The sequence below is a fragment of the Streptomyces sp. P5F9 genome, from assembly GCF_057961495.1.
Genome location: NZ_JBXVPZ010000003.1, coordinates 39588 through 66133, shown reverse-complemented (window position 1 = coordinate 66133; position 26546 = coordinate 39588). Strand labels below are relative to the sequence as shown.

Genomic DNA, 26546 nt, shown 5'->3' with positions numbered 1-26546 from the left:
GGCCCGGAACAGCGCCTGGTCTCGCGGATCGGCAGCTGCGCCAAGCGGCCGTGGTACGCGGGCGTTTCCGGCCCGACCAATTCGTCCGTCATAGTCGGGCAGTTTCCCCCTGCCGGAGCAGGAGCGAGGCAGGCAGGCGAGGCAGGTCAGACGGCCGCCTGAGGCGCGGCAGGCAGATCAATCTCGGTGGTGTGGCCGTCCGGCCAGGTCAGCTCCACCCGGTGGCCGCCGCCCGGACCCGGATGCACGACAACAGTAGGGTCCACTTGGTCCGCCTCGTTCGGGCCATCCCGATCGAGGACCACCGCGGCGGCGAGCACCTCACCGTAGGGCACGCTGTCCGTGGCCAGCCACGGTGTCGCGGTCCGGGCGCCGAGAGGGCTGTCGTCCTTCCCGGTGGCCACTCCTCCGCGGTGCAGACCCAGCAGGCCGCGCAGCCTGGAGCACAGGGAAGAGGTGCCTGCTCCGGCGTACGGAGCCCCCGACAGGCCGGTGCCTGCCCGGGTCTCGGGCGGAACGTCGGCGGCGACCGGCCAGCCGCCGAGGCGCACCGAGCGCCAGGCGGGGTTCGGTTGTGCCGGCGGGGCGTCGACCCGGACCAGCCGGACCTCCGTCCCTGCGCGCAGCAGCGAGACGACGGTGACAACCGGCCCGGGGGTCGTGGGCCCCGCGCGGCCGGAGCCGTGGTCGGGCGAGTCGTCGGCGCTGACATCGACCCAGCGCACCGGTCCCCGCGAGGCGGCGGCGAGCACCTCACCGGGGAGCTCTCGGGCGAACAGGGTCTCGAAACCGCTGCGGTGGCTGGCCCGGCCGGCGCCGTCGAGCAGCACGACCGCGTTGTCGACAGGGTCCGTCGCCGACGCGCCGACCAGGGGAGGAACGGTCGCTGTGGAGTAGCCCAGCCGCGCGTACAGCGGCGAGTCCGCGGTCAGGTCGCCGGGGCGCGCGTGGTCGGTGCCGTGGTTGAGCACCATCGCGATGCCATCGCGGCGCCGTGCGCTGACAAGCCAGCCGGGGGCGCTGATCACCCGTGCGACATCTCCGGTCTCCACAGGCAGCGGCAGTTCCGGATCCGTCCACACCGGGTGCCCCTCGGGCAGCATCAGGCCGAGCATGCCCTTGGTCGCCCAGTACGGCGAGCCGGGCCCGGAGTACGCCTGGCGCATCGCGGGCCAGGCGGCATGCCAGCCCAGACTGAGCAGTCCGTTCCGGTCGGGAGCCCCGTCGTCGGCGAAGTGCCGGACGATGCCGCTGGCCACGCGGCGCACCAGTCCGGGCGGCTGGCCGCCGGCTCCGGTGACCGCGCCGACCCAGAAGGGCGCCGCAGCGGCGAAGCGGTAGGTCAGACTGCGTCCCTGCAGCAGCGGGGAACCGTCGGAGCCGACCAGACGTACCGCGTCGTCGAGGTAGCGCCCGAGGTCCGCGGTCCAGGTCTGGCGCAGGGACGGCGGACACAGGGTGCCGGTGACGTCGAACAAGTGGGTCCACAGCAGCGGATACAGGTGCAGGGCCCAGCCGGTGTAGTGGTCGTAGGCCCGCTCCTGCCCGTCACTGAGCCAGCCGCCGGGTCGGCGCAGCGAGGCATGGACCGCCAGGTCCTCCTCGATGTCGCCGGCCGACCACGGTCCGCCGGCCTCGCGCAGGAACGACTCCACGACGATCCGGAACCAGACCCAGTTGATCGGTGGATAGGGCTGCCCCACGACAGTCCCCAGCCATACGACAATGCGCTCGCGCACGCCGCTGTCGAGCCGGTCCCACAGCCAGGGCCTCGTCAGTTGCAGCACCAGCGCGATGGAGGCGGCCTCGACCTTGGCCTGGCCGTGTTCGTCCGGGCGGGGCCATGCCTCCGGCGAGTACGGGTCGGTGCCCGCCGCCAGGCCCTCGGCGTACCGCTCCAGCATTCCCGCCGGATCCGCGCCCTTCTCCCCCGCGAGGCGGAAACCGGCGAGCAGGAAGGTGCGTGCGAAGCCCTCCAGGCCGTCGGAGACCGCGCCGTTGCGGCTCGCCGGACCGGGCAGGTCGATCCGGGCCCCGCCCGGGGAGCGGTAGGGGTCGACAGCCACGAGCATCCGGTCGGCGAGCGCGGTCCAGTGCCTCCTGGTCCATCCGGTGTACGGGGACAGGTCCCGGTCCTCGCTGGGCATCACTGCTTCCTCCGTGAGGTGGTGGGAAGGCCACGTCATCCCGTGACGTGGTTCGTACTCAACGATTGAGAACACGCTCGACCACAAACGATCCTGGTCGATCAGATACGAATAGTGGAGAGGCGGGGGCCGACGAACACCCTTGCCGCACAGGGTCTTGGAGTGCGGCGGCCGGCAGCGTCACCGGCGGACGAGGGTGCCGAGGACCTTCGGCGCCGGCTCGCGAAGCAGGTCCTCGACGCTGCGATCCACGGGCATGCTCACGGATCCACCGCGGATTCATGCACGACCGACACAGTTTGAGGTCTGCATACGGCCGCGGTTGACGGCGAATCGTCCGAGCAGCCCGACACCGAGACCGTCTCGTCAGCCGCGCCGTGGCTCCCGTACCACCGCGATCTCTCCCGGTGCCAGCGTGACCGAGCCGGGTGCCGGTTTGCCAGTGAGGAGTTCGACCGCGTCCTCGGCGACGGGCACCTGTGCGCCGTTGCCCGCGTGGTCGATCAGGAACAGGTAGTCGGCGGACGGGGATCGGCGGCGAACCACCTCGACGCCCTCCGGTGCCGTGCGGACCGGTTCCACGCCGGCCTCGGTGCGGATGCGGGTCATGAGGGAGGCGAGGACGGTCGGGTCCGGGTGCGTGGCCAGGTACCAGGTCGTGCCCTCGCCGTACGCGTGACGTGTCACGGCGGGTACGTCCGTCAGGGGTCCCCCTTCGTACGACATCACCGTCTCCGCCCCCTCCAGGCGCAGGCGTTCGGACCACAGCGAGGCCGTACCGCCTCCGCGCAGCGTGACCGTGTCACCAGGTTGGAGCGGGAAGTACTCGTCCGACCTGACGCCGAGTGCCTCGCGGAACGCTCCCGGGTAACCGCCCAGCCGTACATGGCAGTTCTCGTCCACGGCCCCGCTGTGGAAGCCGACCGCCAATGTGCCGCCGCGCTCCGCGAAGCCGGTGAGGTTGGCCGCACCCTTGTCGTCGACCAGGTACAGGCTCGGTGCCAGGACCAGACGGTAGGCCGACAGGTCGGCGTCCGGGCGTACGAAGTCCACGGCCACGCCCGATCGCCACAGCGGCTCGTACCAGGAGCGCACGAGATCCTGAAAGCGCAGCTCGCTGTTGGGCTGGGCGGGGAACTCCAGGGCCCAACGGGCGTTCCAGTCCCAGGCGATGGCGACCTCGGCCGTGCCGGTGCTGCCGCGTACCTCGGCCAGCGCCCGCAGATCCGCGCCCAGTCGGACCACGTCCCGCCAGATCTGGCTGTCGGTGCCGGCGTGCGGGACCATGGCGGAGTGCCACTGCTCGGCGCCCGCCTTCGCCGCCCGCCACTGGAAGAAGGCGATGCCGTCGGCTCCGTGGGCCACGTGCGCGAGGGCGTTGCGCCGCAACTCCCCGGGCAGTTTGGCCCGGTTGACGGGCTGCCAGTTCACCGCGCCCGTGGAGTGCTCCATCAGGAACCAGGGGCCGCCCGCCAGCGACCGCACGAGATCGCTGGCGAGCGCGATCCCGATCTCCGCCTCGGGGTCGCTGGACATCGCGTAGTGGTCCTCCGACACCACGTCCACCTCCGGCGCCCAGCGCCAGTAGTCCAACGCGTCGGTGATCCCCATGAAATTGGTGGTGACCGGAGTGGCGGGGGCCGCCTCCCGTATTACGTCCCGCTCCGCCTTGTAGTGAGACAGCCATTCGTCCGAGCAGAAGCGGTGCCAGTCCAGCAGGTTGGCCGGATTGGGGCCGGCGGCGGTCGCCCGCGGAGGCAGGATCTCGTCCCAGTCGTAATACCACTGGCTCCAGAACGTGGTGCCCCAGGCGTGGTTGAGAACATCCAGGTCATCGGCGTACTTCGTCCGCAGCCAGCGGCGGAACGCCGCCGCGCTCGTGTCGCAGTAGCAGCCATTGGTGTGGCAGCCGTACTCGTTGTGGACGTGCCACATCACCACCGCCGGATGGTCGGCGTACCGCTCGGCCAGTGCGCCCGTGATGCGCACGGACGCCTCGCGGTAGGCGGGGCTCGATGGGCAGATCGTCTGGCGGCTGCCGTACGACAGCCGGTGGCCGTCCTTGTCGACCGGCAGCGCCTCCGGGTGGGCCCGGTAGAACCACGCCGGAGGGGCCGCGGTCGGGGTCGCGAGGTCGGCGGCGATGCCGTTGTCGTGGAGGAGGCCGAGGATCTTGTCCATGCGCGAGAAGTCGTACGTGCCCTCGGAGGTCTCCAGCAGGGCCCAGGAGAAGATGCCGACGCTGACGAAGTTGACGCCGGCCTCACGCATGAGGCGCATGTCCTCGGCCCACACATCCTCGGGCCACTGCTCGGGGTTGTAGTCGCCGCCGTAGGCGATGCCGGGGAGGGAGAGGACGGGTTTCGTGGTCACTGAGGGTCCCTTGTGTGTCACTTGAGTCCGGACGTGGCGGTGCCGGCGACGAAGTTGCGCTGCAGGATGAGGAACAGGACGAGCGAGGGCAGGATGTAGAGGACGGCGCCCGCTCCGATGACGGTGTAGAGCCCGGTTCCCTGCTCGGTGACGTAGCCGGTGGCCATCTTCACCGCGAGCGTGGTGTGGGCGTCGTCCAGGAGCAGGGCGGGGGAGATGTAGTCGCCCCAGCTCCAGCTGAAGGAGAGGACCAGGCTGGTGGCGATGACGGGCCAGGACTGCGGGAGGAAGATCCGCCAGAAGATGCGGATCTGGCCGCAGCCGTCGATGATCGCCGCCTCTTCCAGCTCCTTGGGCATGTTGGTGAAGAACTGCCGGAAGAGGAAGATCAGATACGGTGCGCCGGCCAGTCCCCACAGCACCCAGGGCAGGTAGGTGTTGGTCAGTCCGGCCTTGGAGAACAGCAGGTAGGTCGGGATGAGGGTGATGATCTGCGGCGTCATCATCGTGGACAGCATCAGGCCGAAGATGATCCGTTTGCCGGGCCCGCTCAGCCGGGCGAAGCCGTAGCCGGCCCAGGCCGAGGCGAGGGTGATCAGCACCGAGTAGATGCCGGCGATGGTCAGCGAGTTGCGGGCGTAGCCGAAGAAGTCGAAGAGGGTCAGGGCCAGGTGGAAGTTCTCCAGGGTCGGGTGGTGCGGCCACCAGTGGATGGGTACCGCGCGCAGTTCGGAGGGGTCCTTGAACGCGCTGATCAGGAGCCAGCCGAAGGGGCTGAGCATGAGCACCAGGATCGCGACCAGGAGCATGTAGACGACTTTGCGTCGGGCCAGGACCATCAGCTGTCTCCGATCGTCCGGGGCTTCGTCTTCGCCGGTTCGGGATCCACGGAGTAGAAGACCACTCCCCGGCTCAGCTTGAAGACGAGCAGGGTGACGGCCATGACGAACGCGAAGAGCACCCAGAGCAGGGCAGAGGCGTAGCCGTAGCGGCCGTTGGAGAAGTACTGCGTGAAGACGTCGATCATGATCAGCTGGTTGCTCTCGGGGACGGCGCCCACGCCCTTGGGTGTGGGGTCGATCGAGATGAGCAGCGGCAGGAAGCTCTGCAGCGTGGCGATGATCTGGGTGATCACCTGGAAGAACAGCACGGGGGAGAGGAGGGGCAGGGTGATCCGGGTGAAGGACTGCCACCAGCTCGCCCCGTCCATGCGCGCCGCGTCGAGCAGTTCCGCGGGAATGTCCTGCAGTCCCGCCAACGAGATGATCATGACGTTCCCGCAGCCCCACACGGTCAGCGAGATCAGTACATAGCGGGCGTAGGGATCCGCCAGCCAGGCGAGCCCGTTCACACCGAAGATGTCCAGCAGGCCGTTCGCCGAACCCGAGTCACGGTCGAAGATCAGCTTGAAGACGAGGGCGGTACCGACCGGTGGCACCACGGCGGGCAGATATGCCAACGTGCGGAACACGCCCCGGGCGCGGATCGGCTGGTTCAGCAGCACCGCGAGGAGGAGACCCGCGGCGATCGTCAGCGGCACCGTGAACGCGGTGAACAGGCCGGTGCGGCCCAGCGACGCCAGGGTGTCCGGGTCGGTGAAGACCTCACGGTAGTTGGCCAGCCCCACGTAGCGGGCGTGGGGGGACAGGCCGTCGGAGTTGGTGAAGCTCAGCCACAGCGCGTAGCCCAGCGGGAAGACAGTCATGGCCAGAAAGCCCAGCAGCCAGGGGCCGGCGAACACATAGAACGCCCCGGTCCGGCGTGCCCGCAGGGAGCGGGGACGGCGCGCCCGCGGCGAGCCGGGCCGGGCGAGGGCCGCCCGCCGCGGCGCACGCGCGTCCGGCCCGGCGAGTTGATCGGTACTCACCCCACCAGCTCCTTGCCCCGCGCGAGCTGGTCGTTGATCCGGGAGTTGAGCGTGTCGGCGATCTTCCCGGCGGAGGTGCCGGAGTCGACCGCGTCCGGCAGCACCTTGGTGAGTACCACGTTCAGGGCGTCCGCCTGGGCGTAGGGGCTGACGGGCAGCACCGAGAAGTACGGCAGTTCCTGCTGCTGGACCGTGTAGGACTGCTTGTGGAAGGCGTTGTCCTGCGGCATCTTCGGGACCAGCGACTTCAGGGAGGGGATGCCGTAGCCGGTGGTCGCCCGCTCCTGGGCGAGCGTGCCGAAGTAGTACTCGAAGAACTTCCAGGCGGTGTCCTTGTTCTTGGCGCCCTTGGGGACCCACAAGCCGGTGGCGCCGAAACAGGGGCTGACACGGTGGCTGCCGAGCTGGGGCGCGGGGGCGAGGCGCGAGACCCCGGAGAGCTTGGCGTCGGCGCCGATCACCCCGCCGAACCAGTAGCCGTCGTTGGCCATCGCCATCCGGCTGGCCTGGTAGGTGGGCCCGTCCCAGCCGTCCGGGTTGGGGTTGACGACGCTGGGGCCGATGTTGGCCTTCGCGTAGTCCAGGTACCACTGCAGCGCCTTGAGAGCCTCGGGGGAGGAGAAGTCCACCGTGGCCAGGTCCTGGGCGAACAGGCTTCCGCCGGCCGAGGCGGTCATCCACATGAACGTGGTGAGGGGGCCGTTCAGGGCCCCGGCGCTCAGGCCGTACACCTTCACCTTGCCGAGCCTGCGCTTGGTCAGCTGCTTGCCGAGGTCCAGCCACTCCTCGCAGGACAACGGGTCGGTGTCGCTGGGAAGGTCGAGCTTGGCCGCCTCGAACAGATCGGTGCGGTACCAGAACATGCAGTCCTGTGAGTAGTCCTTGGCCATGCCGTAGCGGGGACCGGTGCCCTGCTTCTTGGCGTCGCTGTCGTAGCGCCAGATGTCGTTGGCCGCGGCGAGGTCGGAGGGCCTGAGCACGTCGCTCTTGGCGAAGTACGGGTCCAGGTCGGCCATCAGACCGCGCGCGGCGAAGTAGGGCACGTCCGTCGCGCCGACGCCGCGGACCACGTCCGGCGGGTTGCCGCCGGCCAGCATGGCGTTGAGCTTGGTGACGTCGTACGTGATGACGTCGAGGTTGATGCCGAGCGTCTGCTCGGCTTTCTTCAAGTCCTCCTTGAGCCAGGCTGCGTCCATGATCGTGAGCGTCTCCTTGGCGCGCTTGGCGCCGCTCCCGGAGTCGACGGAGGAGGCACAGCCGGGCAGGGCGGCGGTGGCGAGGGCGGCGCCGGCGGAGGCTGCCAGGAAGCGGCGCCGGTCGAGGGAGCCTCTGGGGGAAACGGGCATGACTGTGCAACCTTTCGCGCGGTGAGCTTGCTGGGATGCGGGAGACGGGCGCTGCGGCCCAGGAGGGCACGACCGGCAGGAGAAGAGGGAAGCCCGGTGCGCGCCCGGCCGTGGTGAACGGCCTTCGGGCAGGGAGTCGGCGACACCGCCCGCACCGTGGGTGTCGAGTGTTGCGGGTCCGGTACTTCGGCCGTGGCGTGACGCCCCGAAACGCACACGGATGGAAACCGGTTGGAATTGGCTCGGCGAACGCTAGGACCGGCTCCAGGGCAGTGTCAAGAGGTTGGAACGCCCCGTATTAAACGGGTCCGACCATGGGTGTGCCTGCCGAAGAAGAGTCTCACGCAGCCCTCTTGACTCCCAGGGTGGCGCGGTGGCAGCTTCTTGTTCTTGTAACGCTACAAGAAACCGGTTGTTAACCATCCGTGATGCCTCCGACGAGGCCGCCACGGTGAGGGATGCCGCACCACCCCCGCCTGCGGCCCGCGCTCCACGTCCATTCACGCCCCATCACATTCCTGCAGGAGTACGTCCGTGCCCAACGCCACCGCGGTCATCAACCTCGACATCGAGGGCCCGACGATCAGCCGCCATCTCTACGGCCACTTCGCCGAGCACCTGGGCCGCTGCGTCTACGGCGGCTTCTGGGTGGGGGAGGACTCGCCGATCCCCAACGAAGGAGGCATCCGGCTCGATGTCGTCCAGGCGCTGCGAGCCCTGAACATCCCCAACCTGCGCTGGCCGGGAGGCTGTTTCGCCGACGAGTACCACTGGAAGGACGGCATCGGCCCCCGCGACCAGCGCCCCCGGATGGTCAACACCCACTGGGGCGACGTCGAGGAGAACAACCACTTCGGCACCCACGAGTTCATGACCCTGTGCGAACTCCTCGGCGCCGAGCCCTACATCAGCGGCAACGTCGGCTCCGGCACGATCCAGGAGATGAGCGAGTGGGTCGAGTACCTCACCCGCGACGGCGACAGCCCCATGGCCCGCCTGCGCAGGGCCAACGGCCGTGACGAGCCGTGGCGCGTGAAGTTCTGGGGCATCGGCAACGAGACCTGGGGCTGCGGCGGCAACATGCGCGCCGAGTACTCCGCCGACCTGGCCCGCCAGTACGCCACCTACTGCCGCGACCACGGCGACAACACGCTCTACCGCATCGCCTCCGGCGCCTCCGACGACGACTACAAATGGACCGAGACACTGATGCAGCAGATCAGCTGCTTCGGCTGCGAGGCCACCCCGAAGAACTTCTTCCAGGGCCTGTCCGTCCACTACTACACGATCGCCGGCCCCTGGGAGGCCAAGGGCAGCGCCACCGTCTTCGACACCGACGACTACTACCGCACGATGGTCGCGGCCCGGAAGATCGACACCATCCTCACCGGCCACTCCACCGTCATGGACATCTACGACCGCGGGCGTACGGTCGGCCTGGTCCTGGACGAGTGGGGCACCTGGTGGGACGTCGAGCCGGGCACCAATCCGGGATTCCTGTTCCAGCAGAACTCCCTGCGCGACGCGCTTGTCGCCTCCACCCACTTCGACATCTTCCACCAGCACGCCGCCCGCCTGTACATGGCGAATATCGCCCAGACCGTCAACGTCCTGCAGGCGATGGTGCTCACGGACGGCGACGCCCTGGTCCTGACCCCGACCTACCACGTCTTCGAGATGAACAAGGACCACCAGGACGCCACGTCGCTCGCCGTCCACCTGAGCGGCGACGACATCCGGCGCACGGTCGGCGACGCGGAGTTGGAGACCCTGTCCGCCTCCGCGAGCGTCAAGGACGGGGCGGTGCTCATCTCGCTGTCCAACCTCGACGCCGAAGAGCCCGTCGAGGTGACCCTCGACCTGCGCGGCCGCACCATCGGCGAGCCGACCGCCCGCATCCTGACCGCCGACCGCCTTCAGGACCACAACACTCCGGCCACACCGGAGTCGGTCAGCCCGCGCCCCTTCGACGAGCTGAAGGCGACCGGTCAGGGGCTCACCCTGACGCTGCCGCCCCACTCGTTCGTCACCGTCCGGGCCCCGCTGGGCTGATCTGCCCGGCGCCGCGTTCCGCGTGGGGCCGGCCCGGCCGCGCACCGCCGCCGGCCCCGGCCCCGGCCTGAGGAGACCCGTTCCACCCGTACTTCATCCTGACAAGGAGCCGCACATGAGCACGGACCTGACCCGCCGCAGAACCCTCCAGGCTGCCGGAGCCGCCGCCCTCGCAGCAGGCCTGTCCTCGCTGACCGCCACGGCGGCCCGCGCCGACGACACGGCGGACGGCGACAGCCCCACGCCCGAGCTGGTCACGTACCCGATACCGTCCGGCGTGGCCACCCAGGCAAGCTTCAAGGTGCGGGTACGCACCGCCCCCGACGGCGAGTGGCAGACCCTTTCCTGCTACGCGCCGGGCGTGAAGGAGATCAACCCCACCACCGGCTCCGGCAAGGTCTGGGGCTCGTCGATGGTGTACTTCGACTTCTGCGGCTCGGTCGAGATCGAGGTCACTTACCTCAAGGGCGGCACCACCAAGGCCCGGGTGCGTCCGGACTCGTACGGCATCACGCCCGAGATCGGCGGCGACACCGTGGTGTTCACGCTCGACGAGCCGAAGGACGTCGTCGTCCAGATCAACGACGAGATCTTCGACTGCCTGCACATCATCACCAACCGCGTCGAGAAGCACGCCCCGTCCGCCGACGACCCGGACGTCCTCTACTACGGTCCCGGTCTGCACACCGTCACGGGCAACATCCTCACCGTCCCCAGCGGCAAGACCGTCTACCTGGCCGGCGGCGCGGTCCTCAAGGCCGCGATCAACGCCATCGGCATCGAGAAGGTGACCGTCAAGGGCCACGGCGTGCTGCTGGCCCCGACCTCCTCGGTCGGCGGTCTGCACATCGAGAACAGCCAGAACTGCCGGGTCGAAGACGTCATCTTCCTGGCGAGCGGCATTGGCCTCGGCCAGGCCGAGAACGTCCACGTCAAGAAGACCCGGGTGTTCACCTGGGGGCAGTGGGGGGACGGCTACCCGGTCTACTGCTCCAAGAACATCACCTTCGACGGCTGCTTCGCTCGTACCTCTGACGACTGCTTCTCCATCTACGCCCACCGCGGGGACTTCTACGGCGACACCCGCAACCTCACCATCAAGAACTGCACCCTGTGGGCGGATGTCGCCCACCCGATCAACGTGGGCACGCACGGCAACAGCGACAACCCGGAGATGATCGAGAACCTGCTCATCCAGAACGTCGACATCCTGGACCACCGTGAGCCCCAGATGAACTATCAGGGCTGCATCTCCCTCAACGCCGGCGACTCCAACCTGATCAAGAACGTCCGCGTCGAGGACGTCCGGGTCGAGGACTTCCGCTGGGGCCAGCTCCTCTGCTTCAGGGTCATGTACAACACGAAGTACAACACCTCGGTCGGCCGCGGCGTCGAGGACGTCTACATCAAGAACCTCACCTACACGGGCACCCACGCCAACCCGTCGCTCTTCCTCGGCTACGACGCCGACCACGCCATCAACAACGTCACCTTCGAGAACCTCGTGGTCAACGGCGTGGTCATCGCCGACACCATGCGTAAGCCCACCTGGTACTACACCACCGACACCGTGCAGTGGTACGCCAACGAGCACGTGACCAACATGAAGTTCCTGACCACCGCCCAGGCCGAGGCGGCAGCCGCGTCATGAACCTCCCCGCCACCAGCCGCCGAGGCTTCCTCGGCGGCGCGGCGGCCCTGCTGGCGGCGGGCGCGAGCGGACTGCTCGTGCCCGGCGCCGCCTGGGCGGCCGTACAGAACGACGCCGGAGCCGGCGGCTTCGCACACCCCGGCCTCCTGCACACCGCCGCCGACCTGGCCCGGATGAAGGCCGCGGTGGCCGCCAAGGAGTCGCCGGTCTACGACGGCTATCTCGCCCTCGCGGCCCACGCCCGCTCGCAGTCGATGTACACGATCCAGAACACCGGCCAGATCACCTCCTGGGGCCGTGGTCCCACCAACTTCCAGAACCAGGCCGTCGCCGACTCGGCCGCCGCCTACCAGAACGCGCTGATGTGGTGTGTCACCGGCGAGCGCGCCCACGCGGACAAGGCCCGCGACATCCTGGGCGCCTGGTCGGCCTCCCTCACCATGATCACCGGGGCCGACGGCCCGCTCGGCGCGGGGCTCCAGGCCTTCAAGTTCGTCAACGCGGCCGAACTGCTGCGGCACGGCGGTTATGACGGCTGGACGGACGCCGACATCGCGCGCTGCGAGGAGTCCTTCCTGAGCGTCTGGTATCCGGCGATCTCCGGCTACATGCTCTACGCCAACGGCAACTGGGATCTGACGTCCGCTCAGTCCGTCCTCGCCATCGGCGTGTTCTGCGAGGAACGCACACTCTTCGAGGACGCCCTGCGCTTCGCCGCGGCCGGCGCCGGCAACGGCAGCGTCCGTAACCGTGTCGTCACCGACGCCGGCCAGGGCCAGGAGTCCGGCCGTGACCAGGCCCACGAGCAGCTCGCCGTCGGCCTCATGGGCGACGCCGCGCAGGTCGCCTGGAACCAGGGCGTCGACCTGTGGGCCTTCGACGACCATCGGGTCCTCGCCAACGCCGAGTACGCCGCCCGCTACAACCTCGGCGGCGACGTTCCCTTCACCCCCGACCTGGACCGCACCGGCAAGTACATCAAGACGACCGTCTCCGACAAGGTCCGCGGCACCCTGCCGCCGATCTACGAGATGTACTACGCCCACTACGCGGGCGTCCGCGGCATCGACGCCCCGTACACCGAGGCAGCCGTCTTCCGTGGCACCGGCGGCGCCCGCGTCGTCGAGGGCGGCAACGACGACCTGCCCGGCTGGGGGACGTTCGCGTACGCGGGTACGAAGGCGCCGACCGCGACCGTGCCGAGGGCACCGTCCGGCGTCACCGCGGTCGGCGACGGCACGTCGGTCACCGTGGCGTGGCTGCCGTCGGTGTGGGCGACGACGTACACCGTCCGCCGGGCGGCCAAGCCCGAGGGGCCGTACGAGGAGATCGCGTCGGCGGTCGACGGGACGTCGTACGCGGACGACGGCATACGGTCCGGGCGGACCTACTACTACACCGTCACCGCCACCAACTCCCTAGGCACCAGCGGCACTTCGAGCATCGCCGCAGCCACCGCCGGCCTCCCCGAGCCATGGTCCACCCGGGACATCGGCGAGGTGAAGATCCCGGGCTCCGCCGCCTTCGACGGCGAACGGTTCGTGCTGGAGGCGAGCGGCACAGCCGACACCCACCGCCTGGTCCACCTGCCGCTGCGCGGCGACGGCACGGTCACCGCCCGGATCGTGTGGCCGCTCAGCTCGCAGTACTCCAAGATCGGCGTCACCCTCCGGGCCGGCCTCGGCGCGGACGCGGCGCACGCCTCGATGCTGATCCAGGGGTTGCCGCTGCACACCTGGAGTGGGGTGTGGACCGTACGGCTGTCGGCCGGGGCCGGCATCTCCGCGACCGGCAGCACCCCGGTGCCGCCCTCCCAGCAGGACGCGATCACGGTGAACGCGTCCTTCCCGATCTCCAGCCTCGGCATGCTGCCGGAGTCGGCGACCCCGTTGGAGGCCCCGTACGTGGAGGGCGCCGGCGACGGCTACCGGCTGCGCGCGCCCTACTGGGTGCGGGTGACCCGCAAGGGCCGCCGCTGCACCGGCGCGATCTCGCCGGACGGCATCCGCTGGACCCAAGTCGGCGCCACAGAAGTCGAGTTGGGTTACTCCGTGTACGCGGGCCTGGTCCTGACCTCGTGCCTCGGCGTCGACGAGGAGTACGCCGAGACCGGCACCGGTGCCTTCGACAACGTCACCGTGACCTCGGCGTCGGGCGAGGTGTGGTCCGTGCCCCGCCCCGTCGGTGCCGCCACGGACCTCACGGCGACCGCCGGTGCGGACGCCATCGAGCTGGCCTGGACCGACCCGGACCTCTCTGCCCGCTACAAGGTGCTGCGCGCCACGGACGCCGACGGCCCTTACCACACGGTCGCCGCCGGTGTCGGCCCCGTCGGCTTCGGTACCCGCATCCGGTACGCGGACGCCACCGGCACACCCGGGACGACGTACCACTACGTCGTCGCGCAGACGAACGCCGGCGGACGCGGCCCGCTCTCGGAGTCGGCGGCGGCCCCCATGCCGATGCCCTCCACACCCCAACTCACCTCCTTGGCGACGGCGTTCACCAACAAGGGCGTTCCGTTCCAACATCTCCTGCGCGCCTCGCACGAACCCGTACGCTTCATCGCGGACGGCCTCCCCGACGGCCTGCGCATCGACAAGCGCACCGGTCTGATCTCCGGAATCCCCAACGAGACCGGCGAGTTCACCGTCAGCACCACAGCGGGCAACGCGGCCGGCGACGGCACCGGAACCCTCACCCTCACCGTCGGCACACCCCCGCCCTCCCCCTGGACGTACGGCGACCTCGGCGACGTGGTCCTCGACGAGCGCGCCTTCGGGACGCTGGGCGTGGTCGCGATCCGTACCGCCGGCAGCACCTCACACGAGGACGGGACCTTTGTCGTGCGGGGCGCCGGAGTCGACCTGTCCGTCAACAACCAGGGAATGACAGGCCAGTTCGTACGGCAGCCCGTCACCGGAGACTGCGAGGTCACCGCCCGCCTGGTCTCCCGTACCGGAGTCACCGCCGACCAGGTGGGGCTGCTGATGGCGAAGTCCCTGTCGCCGTTCGACCAGGCGGCCGGGGCGATCGTCACCGGTGGGACCACCGCACAGCTCATGCTCCGCACCACGGTGGCCGGGCGATCGGCCTTCACGGGCAACGGTGCGGTGACCACCCCCTGCCTGCTGCGGCTGAAGCGCGTCGGGACCGCCTTCACCGCCTACGCATCCACCGATGACGGCGGCACCTGGACCCCCCTCGCCGCGGGAGACATCCCCGGATTCGGTGACGCTCCCTACTACGTGGGTCTGGTGGTCTGCTCCCGCAGCCCGCTGGCCCTCGGCACCACGCAGTTCGATCAAGTCAGCATCACCCCCGACCAGAGCCGGTCGGGGTCCGCTTGATTGGAGATGCACATCCCATGAGCCGCAACGATCTCCCCCCACTCGACCAAGGCAGACCGCAATCCCTCCGCGGCGAGCTGCTGAGCCGCCGAGGCATCCTGCGGGCCGCCGGCGGAGCCGCGTTCGTAGGCGCGCTCGGCGCCGCCTCCGCAGGCTCGGCCGACGCGGCCGGCAAGCGGCACGGGGCCCGCAACCTGGCCCTAGCCGCCGCGCCGTCCGTGTGGACCCACCCCGGCATGCTGCACAACGCCGGCGACATCAACCGCGCCAGGGTCAGGGTCGCGGCGGGAACCGACCCCTGGCTGTCCGGCTGGAACAAGCTGACCGCCAACTCCCACTCGCAGTCGACCTGGACCAACCGGGCGACCGACACCATCATCCGCGGAGGCACCGGACAGAACTACAGCCTGCTGTACAACGACATCGCGGCCGCCTACCAGAACGCCCTGCGCTGGCAGGTCGGCGGCACCGAGGACAACGCGGTCTGCGCGGCCGCCATCCTCAACGCGTGGTCGACGACACTGACCACGGTCACCGGCAACGCCGACCGGTTCCTGGCGGCCGGTATCTACGGCTGGCAGTTCGCCAACGCCTGTGAACTCATGCGGGACTACGACGACTTCGACCTCGCCGCCGCGCAGGAGCTGCTGGCCAACGTGTTCTACCCCATGAACGACGACTTCCTGACCAACCACAACGGCGCGTGCATCACCAACTACTGGGCCAACTGGGACCTGTGCAACATGGCCTCGATCCTGGCCATCGGCATCCTCAACGAAGACAGCGCCAAGTACGACCAGGCCGTCACCTACTTCAAGTCCGGCGCGGGCAACGGCTCGATCGCCCATGCGGTGCCGTACCTGTACACGGACGACGACGGCTACGCGCTGGGCCAGTGGCAGGAGTCGGGCCGCGACCAGGGCCACACGGTCATGGGGATGGGCCAGATGGGCGCGATCTGCGAGATGGCCTGGAACCAGGGCGAGGACCTGTACGGCTACGACGACCGGAGGTTCATGAAGGCCGCGCAGTACGTCGCCAAGTACAACATCGGCCAGGACGTCCCCTTCACGACCTACACCTGGGGCACCGGCCAGAGCTGCGCCACCGCGTCCCAGACGGCGATCGGTGACGGGAGCCGCGGTCAGATCCGCCCGGTGTGGGCACAGCTTCACTTCCACTACAACCGGCGCTTGTACCTGGACGACAAGTACATCTCGGCCATGTACTACGACCTCGTCACCCCCGAAGGCGGAGGCGGCGACTACGGCTCCACCAGTGGCGGCTTCGACCAGCTCGGCTTCGGCACGCTGATGTACGCCAAGTAGCCCCGGGCGGCCCCGCGTTCCCCCGCGGGGCCGATCGTCACACCGTTCACGCAACGCCACACCCACGCAGGAGCATCTCCGTGCCCGACGCCAACCCCCCTGTCGATACGGTCATCGAGGTGGACACCCGGACTCCGGGCACCGCCATCTCACCCGACCTGTTCGGCGCGTTCTTCGAGGATCTCAACTATGCGGCGGACGGGGGCCTCTACGCCGAGCTCGTGCAGAACAGGTCCTTCGAGTACGGCCCCGCCGACCGTCCCGACTGGCATGCCTTCACCGCCTGGGAGCTGCTGGAGCGGGACGGCGCGGCCGGATGGCTCACGGTCTCCAGCGACGACCCGCCGCACCCGGCCAACCCGCACTACGCGGTCCTGCACACGGCCGCCACCGGTACGGCGGGCCTCGGGGCGGGCCTGCGCAACGAGGGCTTCGACGGCATCCCCGTCCGGGCGGGCGAGACCTACGACGTGAGCGCCTTCGCCCGCCTGGCCCACGGCACCGCGGTCCGGCTGGTCGCGCAGATCGAGAGCCAGGACGGCAGCCGGGTTCACGGCCGGGTGGAGCTGGGACCCGTGGACGGGTCCTGGCAGCGGCACGCGGCGGTCATCACCTGCGAGGTGACCGACTCGGACGCTCGCCTCGCCCTCACCGCGACCGGTCCCGGCACCGTCCACCTGGACATGGTCTCGCTCTTCCCACAGGCCACCTTCCGGAACCGGCCGGGCGGCCTGCGCGCCGACCTCGCGCAGGCGATCGCCGACCTGAAGCCCAAGTTCCTGCGCTTTCCCGGCGGTTGCCTCGCCCACGGGCAGGGCCTCGGCAACATGTACCGCTGGTCGGAGACCGTCGGCCCGCTGCACGAGCGCCGCCAGCAGTTCAACATCTGGCGCTACCACCAGTCGATGGGCCTCGGTTACTACGAGTACTTCCAGTTCTGCGAGGACATCGGCGCCAAGCCGCTGCCCGTCGTACCGGCCGGGGTCTGCTGCCAGAACAGCGACGTCACCGGCCAGGCGGGCATCCCCGACGAGGAGATGGACGCCTACATCGCCGAGGTGCTGGCCCTGGTGGAGTGGGCCAACGGCCCCGCCGACTCACCCTGGGGGTCCCTGCGCGCCGCGGCCGGACACCCCGAGCCGTTCGTTCTCGAATACCTGGGCGTGGGCAACGAAGACGCCGTCACCGACACCTTCCGCGACCGCTTCTGCCGCATCCATGACGCCCTGCGCGAGCATCATCCCGAGATCACGGTCATCGGCACGCTCGGTCCGGCCACCTTCGGGGAGGACTGGGAGAAGGGCTGGGCGTTCGCCCGCGAGCGGAACCTCCCCCTTGTCGACGAGCACTCCTACAAATCGCCCCGCTGGCTCCTGGAGAACAGCCGCCGCTTCGATCGCATGGACCGCGACGGCCCGCACCTGTACATCGGCGAGTACGGCAGCCACTGCAACGACGGCCGCGGCGCCCTCGCCGAGGCCCTCTACATGATCGGCATGGAGCGCAACGGCGACGTCGTCCGGCTTGCCTCCTACGCCCCGCTGCTCGCCAAGCGCGATCACACTCAGTGGCTGCCCGACCTGATCTACTTCGACAACACCAACGTCTGGACCACCCTCAACTACCACGTCCAGCAAATGCACTCGCTGAACTCGGGCGACACCGCGCTGCCCGTCACGGTCACCGGAGCGCCCCAGGCACCGGCCGTCCAGGTGCGCGACCGGCATGACATACGCATCGGTACCGGACCCGACACGCACGCCGAGTTCACCGACGTCCGCTGCGGGCCGGTCGGCGGCGGGCTCGTGCCGGCCCCCGACTTCCGCAACTGGCGGACGGAGTCGGGAGCGTGGGACCTGACCGGCGGGGCACTGGCCGGCACCGGTGCCGGCCCGCTGCTCATGGACGCGGTGCGCGGAACGTCGTACGCCTTCTCGGTGCGGGCGAGGAAGACGGACGGCGCCGAGGGATTCGTCCTGTGCTTCACCGGGATGACGTCCGAGCATCACTACCAGTGGCGGCTCGGTGGCTGGGACAACCGGGCGACCTGGCTCCAGCGGGTGGACGACGGCGTGCCGGAAGACCTCAGCGAGCGCGTGCTCGAAGGCGTGGAGAGCGGCCGGTGGTACGACCTGCGGGTGGAGGTGGACGGCCCGCGCGTGCGCTGCTTCCGCGACGGCGAGCTGCTCCATGACGTGGAGGACGTCCGGCCGGACCCGGAGGTGTTCGCCGTCTCGGCCGTCCGCGACAGCGCCGCCGACGAGGTCATCATCAAGATCGTCAACACCACGCCGGAACCTGTCACGGTTCGTCTGCGGCCGGCGGACCTGGCCGGGGACACCGGCTGCGCGCGCACCACCCTCACCGTTTCCCCGGACGCCGACAGCCGCTTCGGGCCGGCCCCGGCCGCGCCCGTCCACGACCGGATCACCGGGCCCCTCTGCGCTGTTCCGCCGCACTCCTTCACCGTTCTGCGCACGGACCCGCGGCATACCATGCGAGAGGGTGCCGAGACAGGAGACCAGGGGCGAGCGTGGTAACGATCAAGGACGTCGCGAAGGCGGCCGGAGTCTCACCGATGACCGTCTCGAACGTCATCAACGACCATCCGAACGTCCGCCCGTCGACGCGCGCGAAGGTCCTCGATGCCATGGCCCGGCTCGACTACCGGGTCAACGTCGCCGCCCGCAACCTGGCCAAGGGCAGCACCGGAACCATCGGCCTCGCCGTCCCCGAGATGAACAGCCCCTACTACAGCCGGCTGGCCGCCACCATCATCGCCGCCGCCGAACGGCGGGGCCTGCGCGTGAGCGTCGAGCAGACCGCCTCCCGGGACAACGAACTGGACGCCCTGTCCCTGTCCCGCAACCGCATGTACGACGGAATCATCCTGACCGCCGCGGGCATGCGACAGGCCGATGCCGAACAGCTTCGGGTGGACCACCCGGTCGTCATCCTCGGCGACCGGATCTTCGGCGCGCCCGTCGACCACGTCGCCATGCCCAACCTCGAAGCCTCCCGTGCGGCCACCCGCCACCTGATCGAGCGGGGCTGCCGGCGGATCGCGTTCCTGTGCGGGGCTGTGGAGGAGGTCGACACCTCCAGCCTGCGTCTCACCGGCTACCGGCAGGCCCTTGAGCAGGCGGGTCTGCCGTCGGACCCCGCCCTGGTGCAGCAGGTGGACAGGCTCGGTATGCGCGACGGCGCAGGACGCGCGCGGGAGATGGCGCAGGGCGGCCTCGACTTCGACGGCGTGTTCTGCGTTACCGACTCCCTGGCCATGGGCGTGCTGAGAGGGCTGGCCGACGCCGGGATACGGGCGCCCGACCAGGTCAAGGTGATCGGGTTCGACAACGTCACGGAGAGCGAGTTCTTCATCCCCTCGCTCTCCACGATCGACCCCGACCACGACGGCATGGCCGAGCGCGCGGTCGACCTCCTGATCAGACGCATCAAACAGACCGAGCCCCCTGCCCGGCACCAGGACTTCATCGGAGACTTCTCGCTGGTGATCCGGGAGTCGACGGGCGGCTGAGGACCGTTCGCGCCTCACTTCGTCTTACCTCTCCACCCCACGACAAGGGAGACCTCCGTGAACCGCGTGGCCCGTGCCCCGCTCTTCCGTGACCCGGTCCACGACGGAGCCGCCGACCCGGTCGCCGTCTTCAACCGTCAGGACGGCGAATGGTGGCTCGTCTACACCAACCGCCGCACCACCGCCCCCGGCCCCGGCGTCTCCTGGGTGTACGGCACCGACCTGGGTGTGGCCGCGTCGGCGGACGGCGGCCGCACCTGGACCTACCGGGGCACCCTCACCGGCCTGGAGACCGAGTGGGGGCACAACACCTTCTGGGCGCCGGAGATCATCTGGCACGACGGGCTTTACCACATGTACGTCAGCTACCTCCGCGGCATCCGCGACGACTGGAACGGTGCCGCCCGGATCCGCCACTACACCAGCCCCGACCTGCTCGACTGGACCCATCACGGCGCCCTGCACCTCGGCTCCGACCGCGTCATCGACGCGTGCGTGTTCCCGCTGCCGGGCGGCGGCTGGCGGATGTGGTTCAAGGACGAAGCCCGGGGCTCCCTCACCTACGCCGCCGACAGCACCGACCTGTACGACTGGCGGCCGATCGGACTGACGGTCGGCCACCGCCCGCACGAGGGCCCCAACGTCTTCGAACTCGGCGGCCACTACTGGATGCTCGTCGACGAGTGGCGCGGCCAGGGCGTGCTGCGCTCCGACGACCTCACCACCTGGGAGCACCAGGGGCTGATCCTCGACAAGCCGGGCCACCGTCCCGACGACGGGACCATCGGTCTCCACGCTGACGTGGTCGTCCAGGGGGAGACGGCCTACGTCTTCTACTTCACGCACCCGGGCCGAGTCGGTGACGCCGCGGAGGACGACAGCTACGCCACTCGCCGTTCCTCACTCCAGGTCGCCGCCGCGCGGGTCGTCGACGGTACGTTGCACTGCGACCGCGACGAACCCGTACCGCTCGATCTGTCCCCCGTGCCCTAGATCCTCGCACCGGTGTGGATCGTGACGTCCACACCGGCGGGAGCCCCTCGTTCCCCGCCTTGACGCACCCCCGGCCGAGACCGGCCGGCTGACTCTGCTGACCGGCCCGGGCCTCGTCAGCTTCTCTCCTGAGCCGGGTCGATGGGGTGCACGGGGGCAGGACGACCCGGGGGAGGCAGAGGAGCCCTGCGGTGAGCCGGGAGCCGCGTCGGCGGGGCTGCGGTCAGCGGTAGGTGTTGTTGGTGCGGTGCTCGCCGTCAAGCCAGGAGGCGAGGTCGGCATGGGCGGTGCGACGGCGTTCGGCGTCGCTCTCGTGGATGCCGGGCGCGTCCAGGGTGAATTCGAGGAGTAGGAGCGCCTGGCCACCCGCCGCGCGGCCGACTGGTTCGACGCCCTCGTCGCAGCCGGCGTTCCGGCCGCGCCCATCAACACCATCGACGGGGGCTTCGCCATGGCCGAGCGCTTCGGACTCGACCCGGTGGTCGAGGTGGGCGAAGGCGAGCGGACCGTGCCCATGACACGTCACCCGATCACCTTCTCGACCACCCCGGCCCGCTACGAGCTACCGCCTCCCGAACTCGACGAGCACGGCCCCGAACTGCGCAAGTGGCTGGCGACACCGCACACTTCGCATGCACTACAGGAGGAAGTCCGTGACTGACCTGCCAGCGCCCTACCCCACCGCACTGGGCGCCTCCTCGTCCACCGCGATCACCTTGCTCGGCAAGGACCTCGCCCGTGACGTGATGGGCGAGGTGGGATTCGGCGAACTCGCCTACTGGCTCGCCACCCAGCGTCGCCCCACGCCCGGGCAGGTGCGGGTTTTCGAGGCCGTACTGGCCGCCCTCGCCGACCACGGCTTCACTCCGACCGCGATCGTCACCCGCCTCACGTACCTGTCGGCGCCGGACTCGGTACAGGGCGCACTCGCCGCCGGACTGCTGGGTGGCGGCTCCCGGTTCCTCGGGGTCACCGAGGACACCGGGGCCTTTCTGCACGGGGTGCTGGAACGCCACCTCGGCCCGCTGCCGTGCGAGGAGGCGGGATGGGACGAGCTCGCCCTCGAAACCGTAAGTGCGCAGCGGGCGTCGGGACGGTTCGTGCCCGGCCTGGGCCATCACGTCCACAAGGAAGGCGACCCGCGCACCTCGCGGCTCATGGAGATCGCCGTGGAGGAGCAGCAGTTCGGCCCCCACCTGTCGCTGTTCGCCGCGATAGGCCGGACGCATCCGCAGGTCCTGGGCAAGACCCTGCCACTGAACGGCGCCGGAGTGTGCGGGGCGGCCCTGGCCGACCTCGACCTGCCCCTGCCGCTGCTGCGCGGTTTCGCGCTGCTGGCCCGTACAGCGGGATTGATCGGTCAACTCGCCGAGGAGATGCGGCATCCGGTCGCCAACGACATCTTCCTCTCCGTCGACCTGAACAACCGGCCCGTCGCCCCCGACCCGCACCCCGGAAACCGCCCATGAGCGGGTCGCTCCCCGGTGAGCCCTTCGTCCTGCTCGTCCACGGCGCCCACCACGGCGCCCGGTGCTGGGACGAGGTGACGGAACGGCTGGGTGATGCCGGCCTCCGCAGCCATGCCCTCGACCTCCCTCTGACCTCCTTCACCGATGACACCGAGGCGGTGCGCAGCGCCGTACGCGAGGGGGCACGACACGGCCCCGTGCTGCTCGTCGCACACAGCTACGGCGGCCTGCCGGTTTCGGCCGGCGGACACGCCGCCTCGCGCCTGGTCTACATCGCGGCGCGCATGCCGCTGCCCGGCGAGTCCCCCGCGCGGCTGACTCCCCAATGGAACGATCCCGCCTTCCGCCAGTCCACGCAGACGGCCCCCGACGGCACGGTGACCCTGCTGCCGACCGCCCGCGAGGCGCTCTACTCCACCACGCCCGCGCAATACGCCGAGCGTGCGGCAGCACTCTGGCGACCGATGCGCAGCCAGGTGCCGGACACGCCCCTCGATGACCCGGCGTGGTTGATTGCGCCCAGCGCGTACGTCGTGTGCGCAGCTGACCGGACCGTACTGCCTGAGGCGCAGCGCGCCTGCGCCGCGCGCGCCACCACCCGCATCGAACTCGACTGCGACCACTCGCCGTTCTACTCGGCACCCGAACCGCTGGCCCAGTTCCTGGCCGCGCAGGCGGCGGCACTGTGACGCTTCGACAGGCTGCTTCCCGCTGGATGAGATCGAGTGGATGGATGGCGTCGGCGAACCACCGTTTGTCCCGCCCGACTGAGATTTTGGTCCGGTGTCCGTGTGGGGCCCCTGGTCAGGTACCGCGCCAGTTCAGGTGGCTTCGCCGATAAGCCTGCGGGCAAAGCTCCCGCGGTCCGATGTACGACGCCGATCTGGACAAGCCGGTCGGCCCGCTGTCCGTGGGGCAGTGCTGGCGGCTCGTGCCGGCCCTCCTGGTGGCCCGCCCGCCGCAGGCGCGGGGGCGCGTTCCTGCGTAGGGCGGGCGAGCGGGAGCAGCCGTTCTCCGAACATGGCGAGTACGGCGGGTACGAGACCGACGGCGACCGGGACCGCGAACAGCACGGTGGCCGCGGCGGCCGGGCCCATCACCGTCAGCAACGGAATACCGGTGACCGCCGACGCCGCCGGCGCAGTGATCACGGTCGCGCCGGCGAAGGCGACCCGTCTTTCGTGGTGGCTCGTCCGCGGGTATGGTCTCGACCACCGGTCCTGCCGGGTGACCCGCGGGACCTGATCCGGGCCAGAGGCCGGGCGTCCTCATCGAAGGAGGCCCAGGCGGTGATGACGGCCTTCCTGGACGGCACGCTGACGGGGTAGCGACCGCCGTCGCGGACCGACTTGGGCTCACCGTGTTCGGCCCAGTACCCTCCTGCCTCTGTGCCTGCGCCGCTCACTCGGCGCCGGGCGCGGATCGGACGGCGTAGGGGGCGGTGTCGCCGGTCCACCTCGTCCGGCGCTTCGGCATCCACCCAGGATCTCCGTCGAGTATGTGCGCGCAGGCGGGGCCGGACAAAACCCCTGCGCCGCATCCGCTGACGGGTGCGGCGGGTCTATTGGCTGCGCCGGTTGTTCACCAGCCGGTGACGCGTTCCCAGAAGGCCTGGATCGCTGGTGCGGTCTTCGTGGTGCGGGTGCTGTCGACGACGTGGTAGCCGTGGTGCTGGGCGGCGGTGGCGCAGGCGTGGTTGGGAAGTACGCGCAGGCGCGTGCCGACGGGGAGGTCAGGGAGGTCGGCGCCGTCGCGGGCGGTGAGGGTGCCGTGTTCCTGGCTCGCCGCGCTCATGATCAGGCCAGGGATGAGCGTGCCGTGCAGGTCGGTGACCAGGCCGTAGCCCTGGTCCTGCGCTTGGGCGGCGGTGCCGCGGTCGCGGGACATGGCCATCCAGCCGCCGTCGGTGATGATCCATCCCTGTTCGGGGCGGTGGCCGATGACGGTGGTGACCACCGACAGCGCGAGGTCCTCGATGCGGCAGACACCGATGCCGGCCATGACCAGGTCGAAGAAGACGTAGTTGCCCGCGCGTAGTTCGGTGACGCCGGTGAGGTTCTCGGCGGCATGGGCGGTGGGGGTGGAGCCGACGCTGACGGTGTCGAGCGGCAGTCCGGCCGCGCGCAGCCGCTCGGCGGCGGCGACGGCGGTGTCGCGTTCGTTCTTCGCGGCCAGGCGCTGTTCGTCCGGGGTGTAGGCGAAGTAGGACTCGCCCGCGTGTGTCAGCACGCCGTCCAGGCAGTCGGCCTCGTGCAGGATGCGGCCGATCTCGGTCAGCGTCGGATCGTCGGGCTTGAGGCCGCCGCGGTGGCCGTCGCAGTCGATCTCGATCTGGGTGGGAACGGGCAGTCCGGCCCGGCGCGAGGCTTCGGCGATGGACACTGCCTGCTCGGTGCTGTCCAGCAGCAGGCGCAGCCGCACGCCGCGGTTGAGTAGGGCGATGACGCGCGGGAGTTTGTGGGGGTCGATGCCCACGGCATAGGTGATGTCGGTGTAGCCGCCGTCGGCGAACGCCTCGGCCTCGGCGAGCGTGGAGACGGTGACCGGGCAGGGCGTGCCGCTGTGCATGAGGGCGGCGACATCGAGGCTCTTGGCGGTCTTCACATGGGGTCGCAGGGTGACGCCGAGCCGGTCGGCCCTGGCCTTGAGGCGTTCGATGTTGCGCTGCGCCTTGTGCACGTCGACGACGGCGAACGGGGTGTCCGGGTCGGACAAAGTCTGGTCGGTGGTCAGGCTGATGTGTGCGGCGGCGTTCACAGGGAGATGTCCATCTTCTGGAGGAGGGCCAGGCCCAGGTAGAGGTCCTGCAGTCCGATGCCGGAGCTGTCGAAGAGGGTGATGTCGCTGTCGTCGGTGCGTCCCGTGGTGCGGTGGGTGAGAACCTCGCCGAGCGGGGTCAGGACTGTGGCTGTGGGGGCGTGTTGGCTTTCGCCCATGCGGCGGGCCTGTTCGGGCAGGTCGCAGAAGACACGTGTGCGGCCGAACAGTTCGGGTGGGAGTTCGCGCTTGCCGGGGGCGTCGGCACCCATGCAGGAGATGTGCGTGCCGGGGCGGACCCATCCGGCCTCGAACAGGGGCGGGGTGTCGGCCCGAGCAGTGGTGGCGGTGACGATCACATCGGCACGGGCGCAGGCTTCCTCCGCGCCGCAAGCACGGGCAGCGTGGCCTTGTGAGGTCAGTGTTGCGGCCATCCGCTCGGCACGCGCCGCGGTGCGTCCTACGACCAGGACTTCCTCGATGGGCCGGACGCGGCTCACGGCCCGCACCTCATAGGCGGCCTGGTGACCGGTGCCGAAGACGGCCAGGGTGGCGGCTTCCGGCCGGGACAGCAGTTCGACGGCGAGGGCGTCGGCCGCGGCGGTTCGGTAAGCGTTGGCCGTGCCCACTTCCAGTACGGCCGCGATACGGCCGATCGTCTGGTCCAGCAGCAGCAGAGTGGAGTGGTGACGCGGCAGACCGTGCTCCGTGTTGCCCGGCCAGTAGGTGCCGATCTTCACTGCGGCGTGCGTCGCGGATGCGGACGGCTTGAGCGTGAAGCGGTTGCGCGGGTCGGACCCGTGCACGGCGAGACTGGGAAAGACAGCGCCGTCCACCGTCGCGGCGAAGGCGGCCCGGGCCGCCGCCAGGGCAAGTTCCTCGTCCACGAGCGCGGCGGTCTCCTCCTCGGTGATGTGCAGCAGACCCCGTGCGGTCGATGGGCGGCCCGAACCGGAGGAGGGAGCAGACACTGTCTCGGTGGTCGATCCGGTGGCGGTCATCAGGGCCTTTCACTTGCTGTAGTTGTAGACGGTCGCTCGGGACACGCCGAGTAGGTCCGCGATGGTCTGCGCGGCGTCGCGCGAGTCGAAGTAGCCGTCCTGGTGGAGCTGCCGCACGAGTGCCTTCTTGTCCTCCCGGCTCAGTGACCGGGGGGCGGCGGCGCGCTCCGCAGCCAGCGCCTCCACCACCTGACGCAGTTCGCGCGCGTTGCGGTCCCGGAGCGCCTCCAGAGGCTGGTCGCGGTGTTCGGTGTCCGTGGCCACCAGGTTCGACAACGCGAGCGTCATGGGTGACAGGACGGACACGTCGAGGTTCAGACAGAGGGCCGCGACATATTCGCCTGCGGTGTTCTTGATGCCGATGGACGTGCTCTTGGCCGGGCGGCCGTCGGGGAACCGGTTGGGGTAGTTCTGGATGACGCTCGGGTAGTCGGGGTCCTCGATGCGGGCCAGGCCCAGCTCCGTGACGGAGTCCCCGACCTCGCGGCCGGAGAGGTTGTTCTCGATCGCCCGGATCGCATGCCGCGGATTGCGCAGGTCATGCAGAACCACCTCGCACAGGCCCGGGAACATGCGGCCCAGCGCGACAGCGACCTTCTCGGCCTCCCGGATGAGATGCTCGTCCGCCTCGTCAGAGGTGGTTACAGCCAGCCCCTTGTGGCCGCTCTTGTCCGCAC

17 protein-coding genes and 2 pseudogenes are annotated in these 26546 nt (G+C 69.9%); 10 read left to right on the top strand and 9 right to left on the bottom strand.

What is annotated here, in order from left to right; translation table 11 throughout:
* Positions 1 to 146 precede the first annotated feature (146 nt).
* From AC31A1_RS01225 to AC31A1_RS01205, 5 genes are all read right to left on the bottom strand, one after another.
* A complete protein-coding gene (locus AC31A1_RS01225) occupies positions 147 to 2147 on the bottom strand; it encodes a DUF2264 domain-containing protein (protein ID WP_489651361.1) in 2001 nt (666 codons plus the stop codon).
* Between the two features lie 366 nt (positions 2148 to 2513).
* Positions 2514 to 4520, bottom strand: coding sequence for a beta-galactosidase (locus AC31A1_RS01220; RefSeq protein WP_489651360.1), 2007 nt, complete (start codon positions 4518 to 4520; stop codon positions 2514 to 2516).
* A gap of 17 nt (positions 4521 to 4537) precedes the next feature.
* Entirely contained in the window at positions 4538 to 5359 is an 822-nt protein-coding gene (locus AC31A1_RS01215; protein WP_489651359.1) for a carbohydrate ABC transporter permease, read from the bottom strand.
* A complete protein-coding gene (locus AC31A1_RS01210; RefSeq protein WP_489651358.1) occupies positions 5359 to 6387 on the bottom strand; it encodes a carbohydrate ABC transporter permease in 1029 nt (342 codons plus the stop codon). The genes AC31A1_RS01215 and AC31A1_RS01210 overlap by 1 nt, the downstream gene beginning before the upstream one ends.
* Complete coding sequence (locus AC31A1_RS01205; RefSeq protein ID WP_489651357.1) at positions 6384 to 7733, bottom strand: extracellular solute-binding protein; 1350 nt, start codon at positions 7731 to 7733, stop codon at positions 6384 to 6386. Before AC31A1_RS01205 ends, AC31A1_RS01210 begins: the two co-directional genes overlap by 4 nt.
* A gap of 534 nt (positions 7734 to 8267) precedes the next feature.
* Here AC31A1_RS01205 and AC31A1_RS01200 point away from each other — a divergent pair.
* The 10 genes and pseudogenes from AC31A1_RS01200 (at position 8268) to AC31A1_RS01155 (ending at position 22800) form a co-directional block, all read left to right on the top strand.
* On the top strand, positions 8268 to 9785 hold the full coding sequence (locus AC31A1_RS01200) for an alpha-N-arabinofuranosidase (protein WP_489651356.1): 1518 nt from the start codon (positions 8268 to 8270) through the stop codon (positions 9783 to 9785).
* Positions 9786 to 9900: 115 nt separating this feature from the next.
* A complete protein-coding gene (locus AC31A1_RS01195) occupies positions 9901 to 11436 on the top strand; it encodes a glycosyl hydrolase family 28 protein (protein ID WP_489651355.1) in 1536 nt (511 codons plus the stop codon).
* Positions 11433 to 14786 carry an alginate lyase family protein gene (locus AC31A1_RS01190; RefSeq protein ID WP_489651354.1) on the top strand — a complete coding sequence of 1118 codons (3354 nt, stop codon included), beginning with the start codon at positions 11433 to 11435 and terminating at the stop codon, positions 14784 to 14786. Before AC31A1_RS01195 ends, AC31A1_RS01190 begins: the two co-directional genes overlap by 4 nt.
* 17 nt (positions 14787 to 14803) lie before the next feature.
* Positions 14804 to 16114 carry an alginate lyase family protein gene (locus AC31A1_RS01185; RefSeq protein ID WP_489651353.1) on the top strand — a complete coding sequence of 437 codons (1311 nt, stop codon included), beginning with the start codon at positions 14804 to 14806 and terminating at the stop codon, positions 16112 to 16114.
* An 80-nt stretch (positions 16115 to 16194) separates the two neighbouring features.
* Positions 16195 to 18654: an alpha-L-arabinofuranosidase C-terminal domain-containing protein gene (locus AC31A1_RS01180; RefSeq protein ID WP_489651352.1), complete on the top strand. Its 2460-nt coding sequence runs from the start codon at positions 16195 to 16197 to the stop codon at positions 18652 to 18654.
* Positions 18648 to 19649 (top strand): LacI family DNA-binding transcriptional regulator, encoded by a 1002-nt coding sequence (locus tag AC31A1_RS01175; RefSeq protein ID WP_489651351.1) that lies wholly within the window; start codon positions 18648 to 18650, stop codon positions 19647 to 19649. Before AC31A1_RS01180 ends, AC31A1_RS01175 begins: the two co-directional genes overlap by 7 nt.
* Before the next feature lie 57 nt (positions 19650 to 19706).
* Positions 19707 to 20642 (top strand): glycosyl hydrolase, encoded by a 936-nt coding sequence (locus AC31A1_RS01170; RefSeq protein ID WP_489651350.1) that lies wholly within the window; start codon positions 19707 to 19709, stop codon positions 20640 to 20642.
* 352 nt (positions 20643 to 20994) lie between these two features.
* Positions 20995 to 21303: pseudogene (locus AC31A1_RS01165) on the top strand (CoA transferase); the annotation flags it as partial.
* Complete coding sequence (locus AC31A1_RS01160) at positions 21296 to 22111, top strand: citryl-CoA lyase (RefSeq protein WP_489651349.1); 816 nt, start codon at positions 21296 to 21298, stop codon at positions 22109 to 22111. The pseudogene AC31A1_RS01165 and the gene AC31A1_RS01160, both read left to right, overlap by 8 nt.
* Positions 22108 to 22800, top strand: a complete 693-nt coding sequence (locus AC31A1_RS01155; RefSeq protein ID WP_489651348.1) for an alpha/beta fold hydrolase — start codon at positions 22108 to 22110, stop codon at positions 22798 to 22800. The genes AC31A1_RS01160 and AC31A1_RS01155 overlap by 4 nt, the downstream gene beginning before the upstream one ends.
* A 351-nt stretch (positions 22801 to 23151) precedes the next feature.
* Here the strand turns inward: AC31A1_RS01155 and AC31A1_RS01150 are convergent.
* The 4 genes and pseudogenes from AC31A1_RS01150 to AC31A1_RS01135 all read right to left on the bottom strand — a co-directional run.
* A pseudogene (locus AC31A1_RS01150) lies at positions 23152 to 23262 on the bottom strand (hypothetical protein); the annotation flags it as partial.
* A gap of 430 nt (positions 23263 to 23692) precedes the next feature.
* A complete protein-coding gene (locus AC31A1_RS01145) occupies positions 23693 to 24868 on the bottom strand; it encodes a DSD1 family PLP-dependent enzyme (protein ID WP_489651347.1) in 1176 nt (391 codons plus the stop codon).
* Positions 24865 to 25869 carry an ornithine cyclodeaminase family protein gene (locus tag AC31A1_RS01140; protein ID WP_489651346.1) on the bottom strand — a complete coding sequence of 335 codons (1005 nt, stop codon included), beginning with the start codon at positions 25867 to 25869 and terminating at the stop codon, positions 24865 to 24867. The genes AC31A1_RS01145 and AC31A1_RS01140 overlap by 4 nt, the downstream gene beginning before the upstream one ends.
* 9 nt (positions 25870 to 25878) lie before the next feature.
* Positions 25879 to 26520, bottom strand: coding sequence for a helix-turn-helix transcriptional regulator (locus tag AC31A1_RS01135; RefSeq protein ID WP_489651378.1), 642 nt, complete (start codon positions 26518 to 26520; stop codon positions 25879 to 25881).
* Positions 26521 to 26546: the final 26 nt, after the last annotated feature.

What these genes read in the sequence shown, in the direction of transcription:
- AC31A1_RS01225 (WP_489651361.1), bottom strand. Translation starts at nt 2,147, where the DNA reads ATGCCCAGCGAGGACCGGGACCTGTCCCCGTACACCGGATGGACCAGG.
- AC31A1_RS01215 (WP_489651359.1), bottom strand. Translation starts at nt 5,359, where the DNA reads ATGGTCCTGGCCCGACGCAAAGTCGTCTACATGCTCCTGGTCGCGATC.
- AC31A1_RS01205 (WP_489651357.1), bottom strand. Translation starts at nt 7,733, where the DNA reads ATGCCCGTTTCCCCCAGAGGCTCCCTCGACCGGCGCCGCTTCCTGGCA.
- AC31A1_RS01195 (WP_489651355.1), top strand. Translation starts at nt 9,901, where the DNA reads ATGAGCACGGACCTGACCCGCCGCAGAACCCTCCAGGCTGCCGGAGCC.
- AC31A1_RS01190 (WP_489651354.1), top strand. Translation starts at nt 11,433, where the DNA reads ATGAACCTCCCCGCCACCAGCCGCCGAGGCTTCCTCGGCGGCGCGGCG.
- AC31A1_RS01185 (WP_489651353.1), top strand. Translation starts at nt 14,804, where the DNA reads ATGAGCCGCAACGATCTCCCCCCACTCGACCAAGGCAGACCGCAATCC.
- AC31A1_RS01155 (WP_489651348.1), top strand. Translation starts at nt 22,108, where the DNA reads ATGAGCGGGTCGCTCCCCGGTGAGCCCTTCGTCCTGCTCGTCCACGGC.
- AC31A1_RS01140 (WP_489651346.1), bottom strand. Translation starts at nt 25,869, where the DNA reads ATGACCGCCACCGGATCGACCACCGAGACAGTGTCTGCTCCCTCCTCC.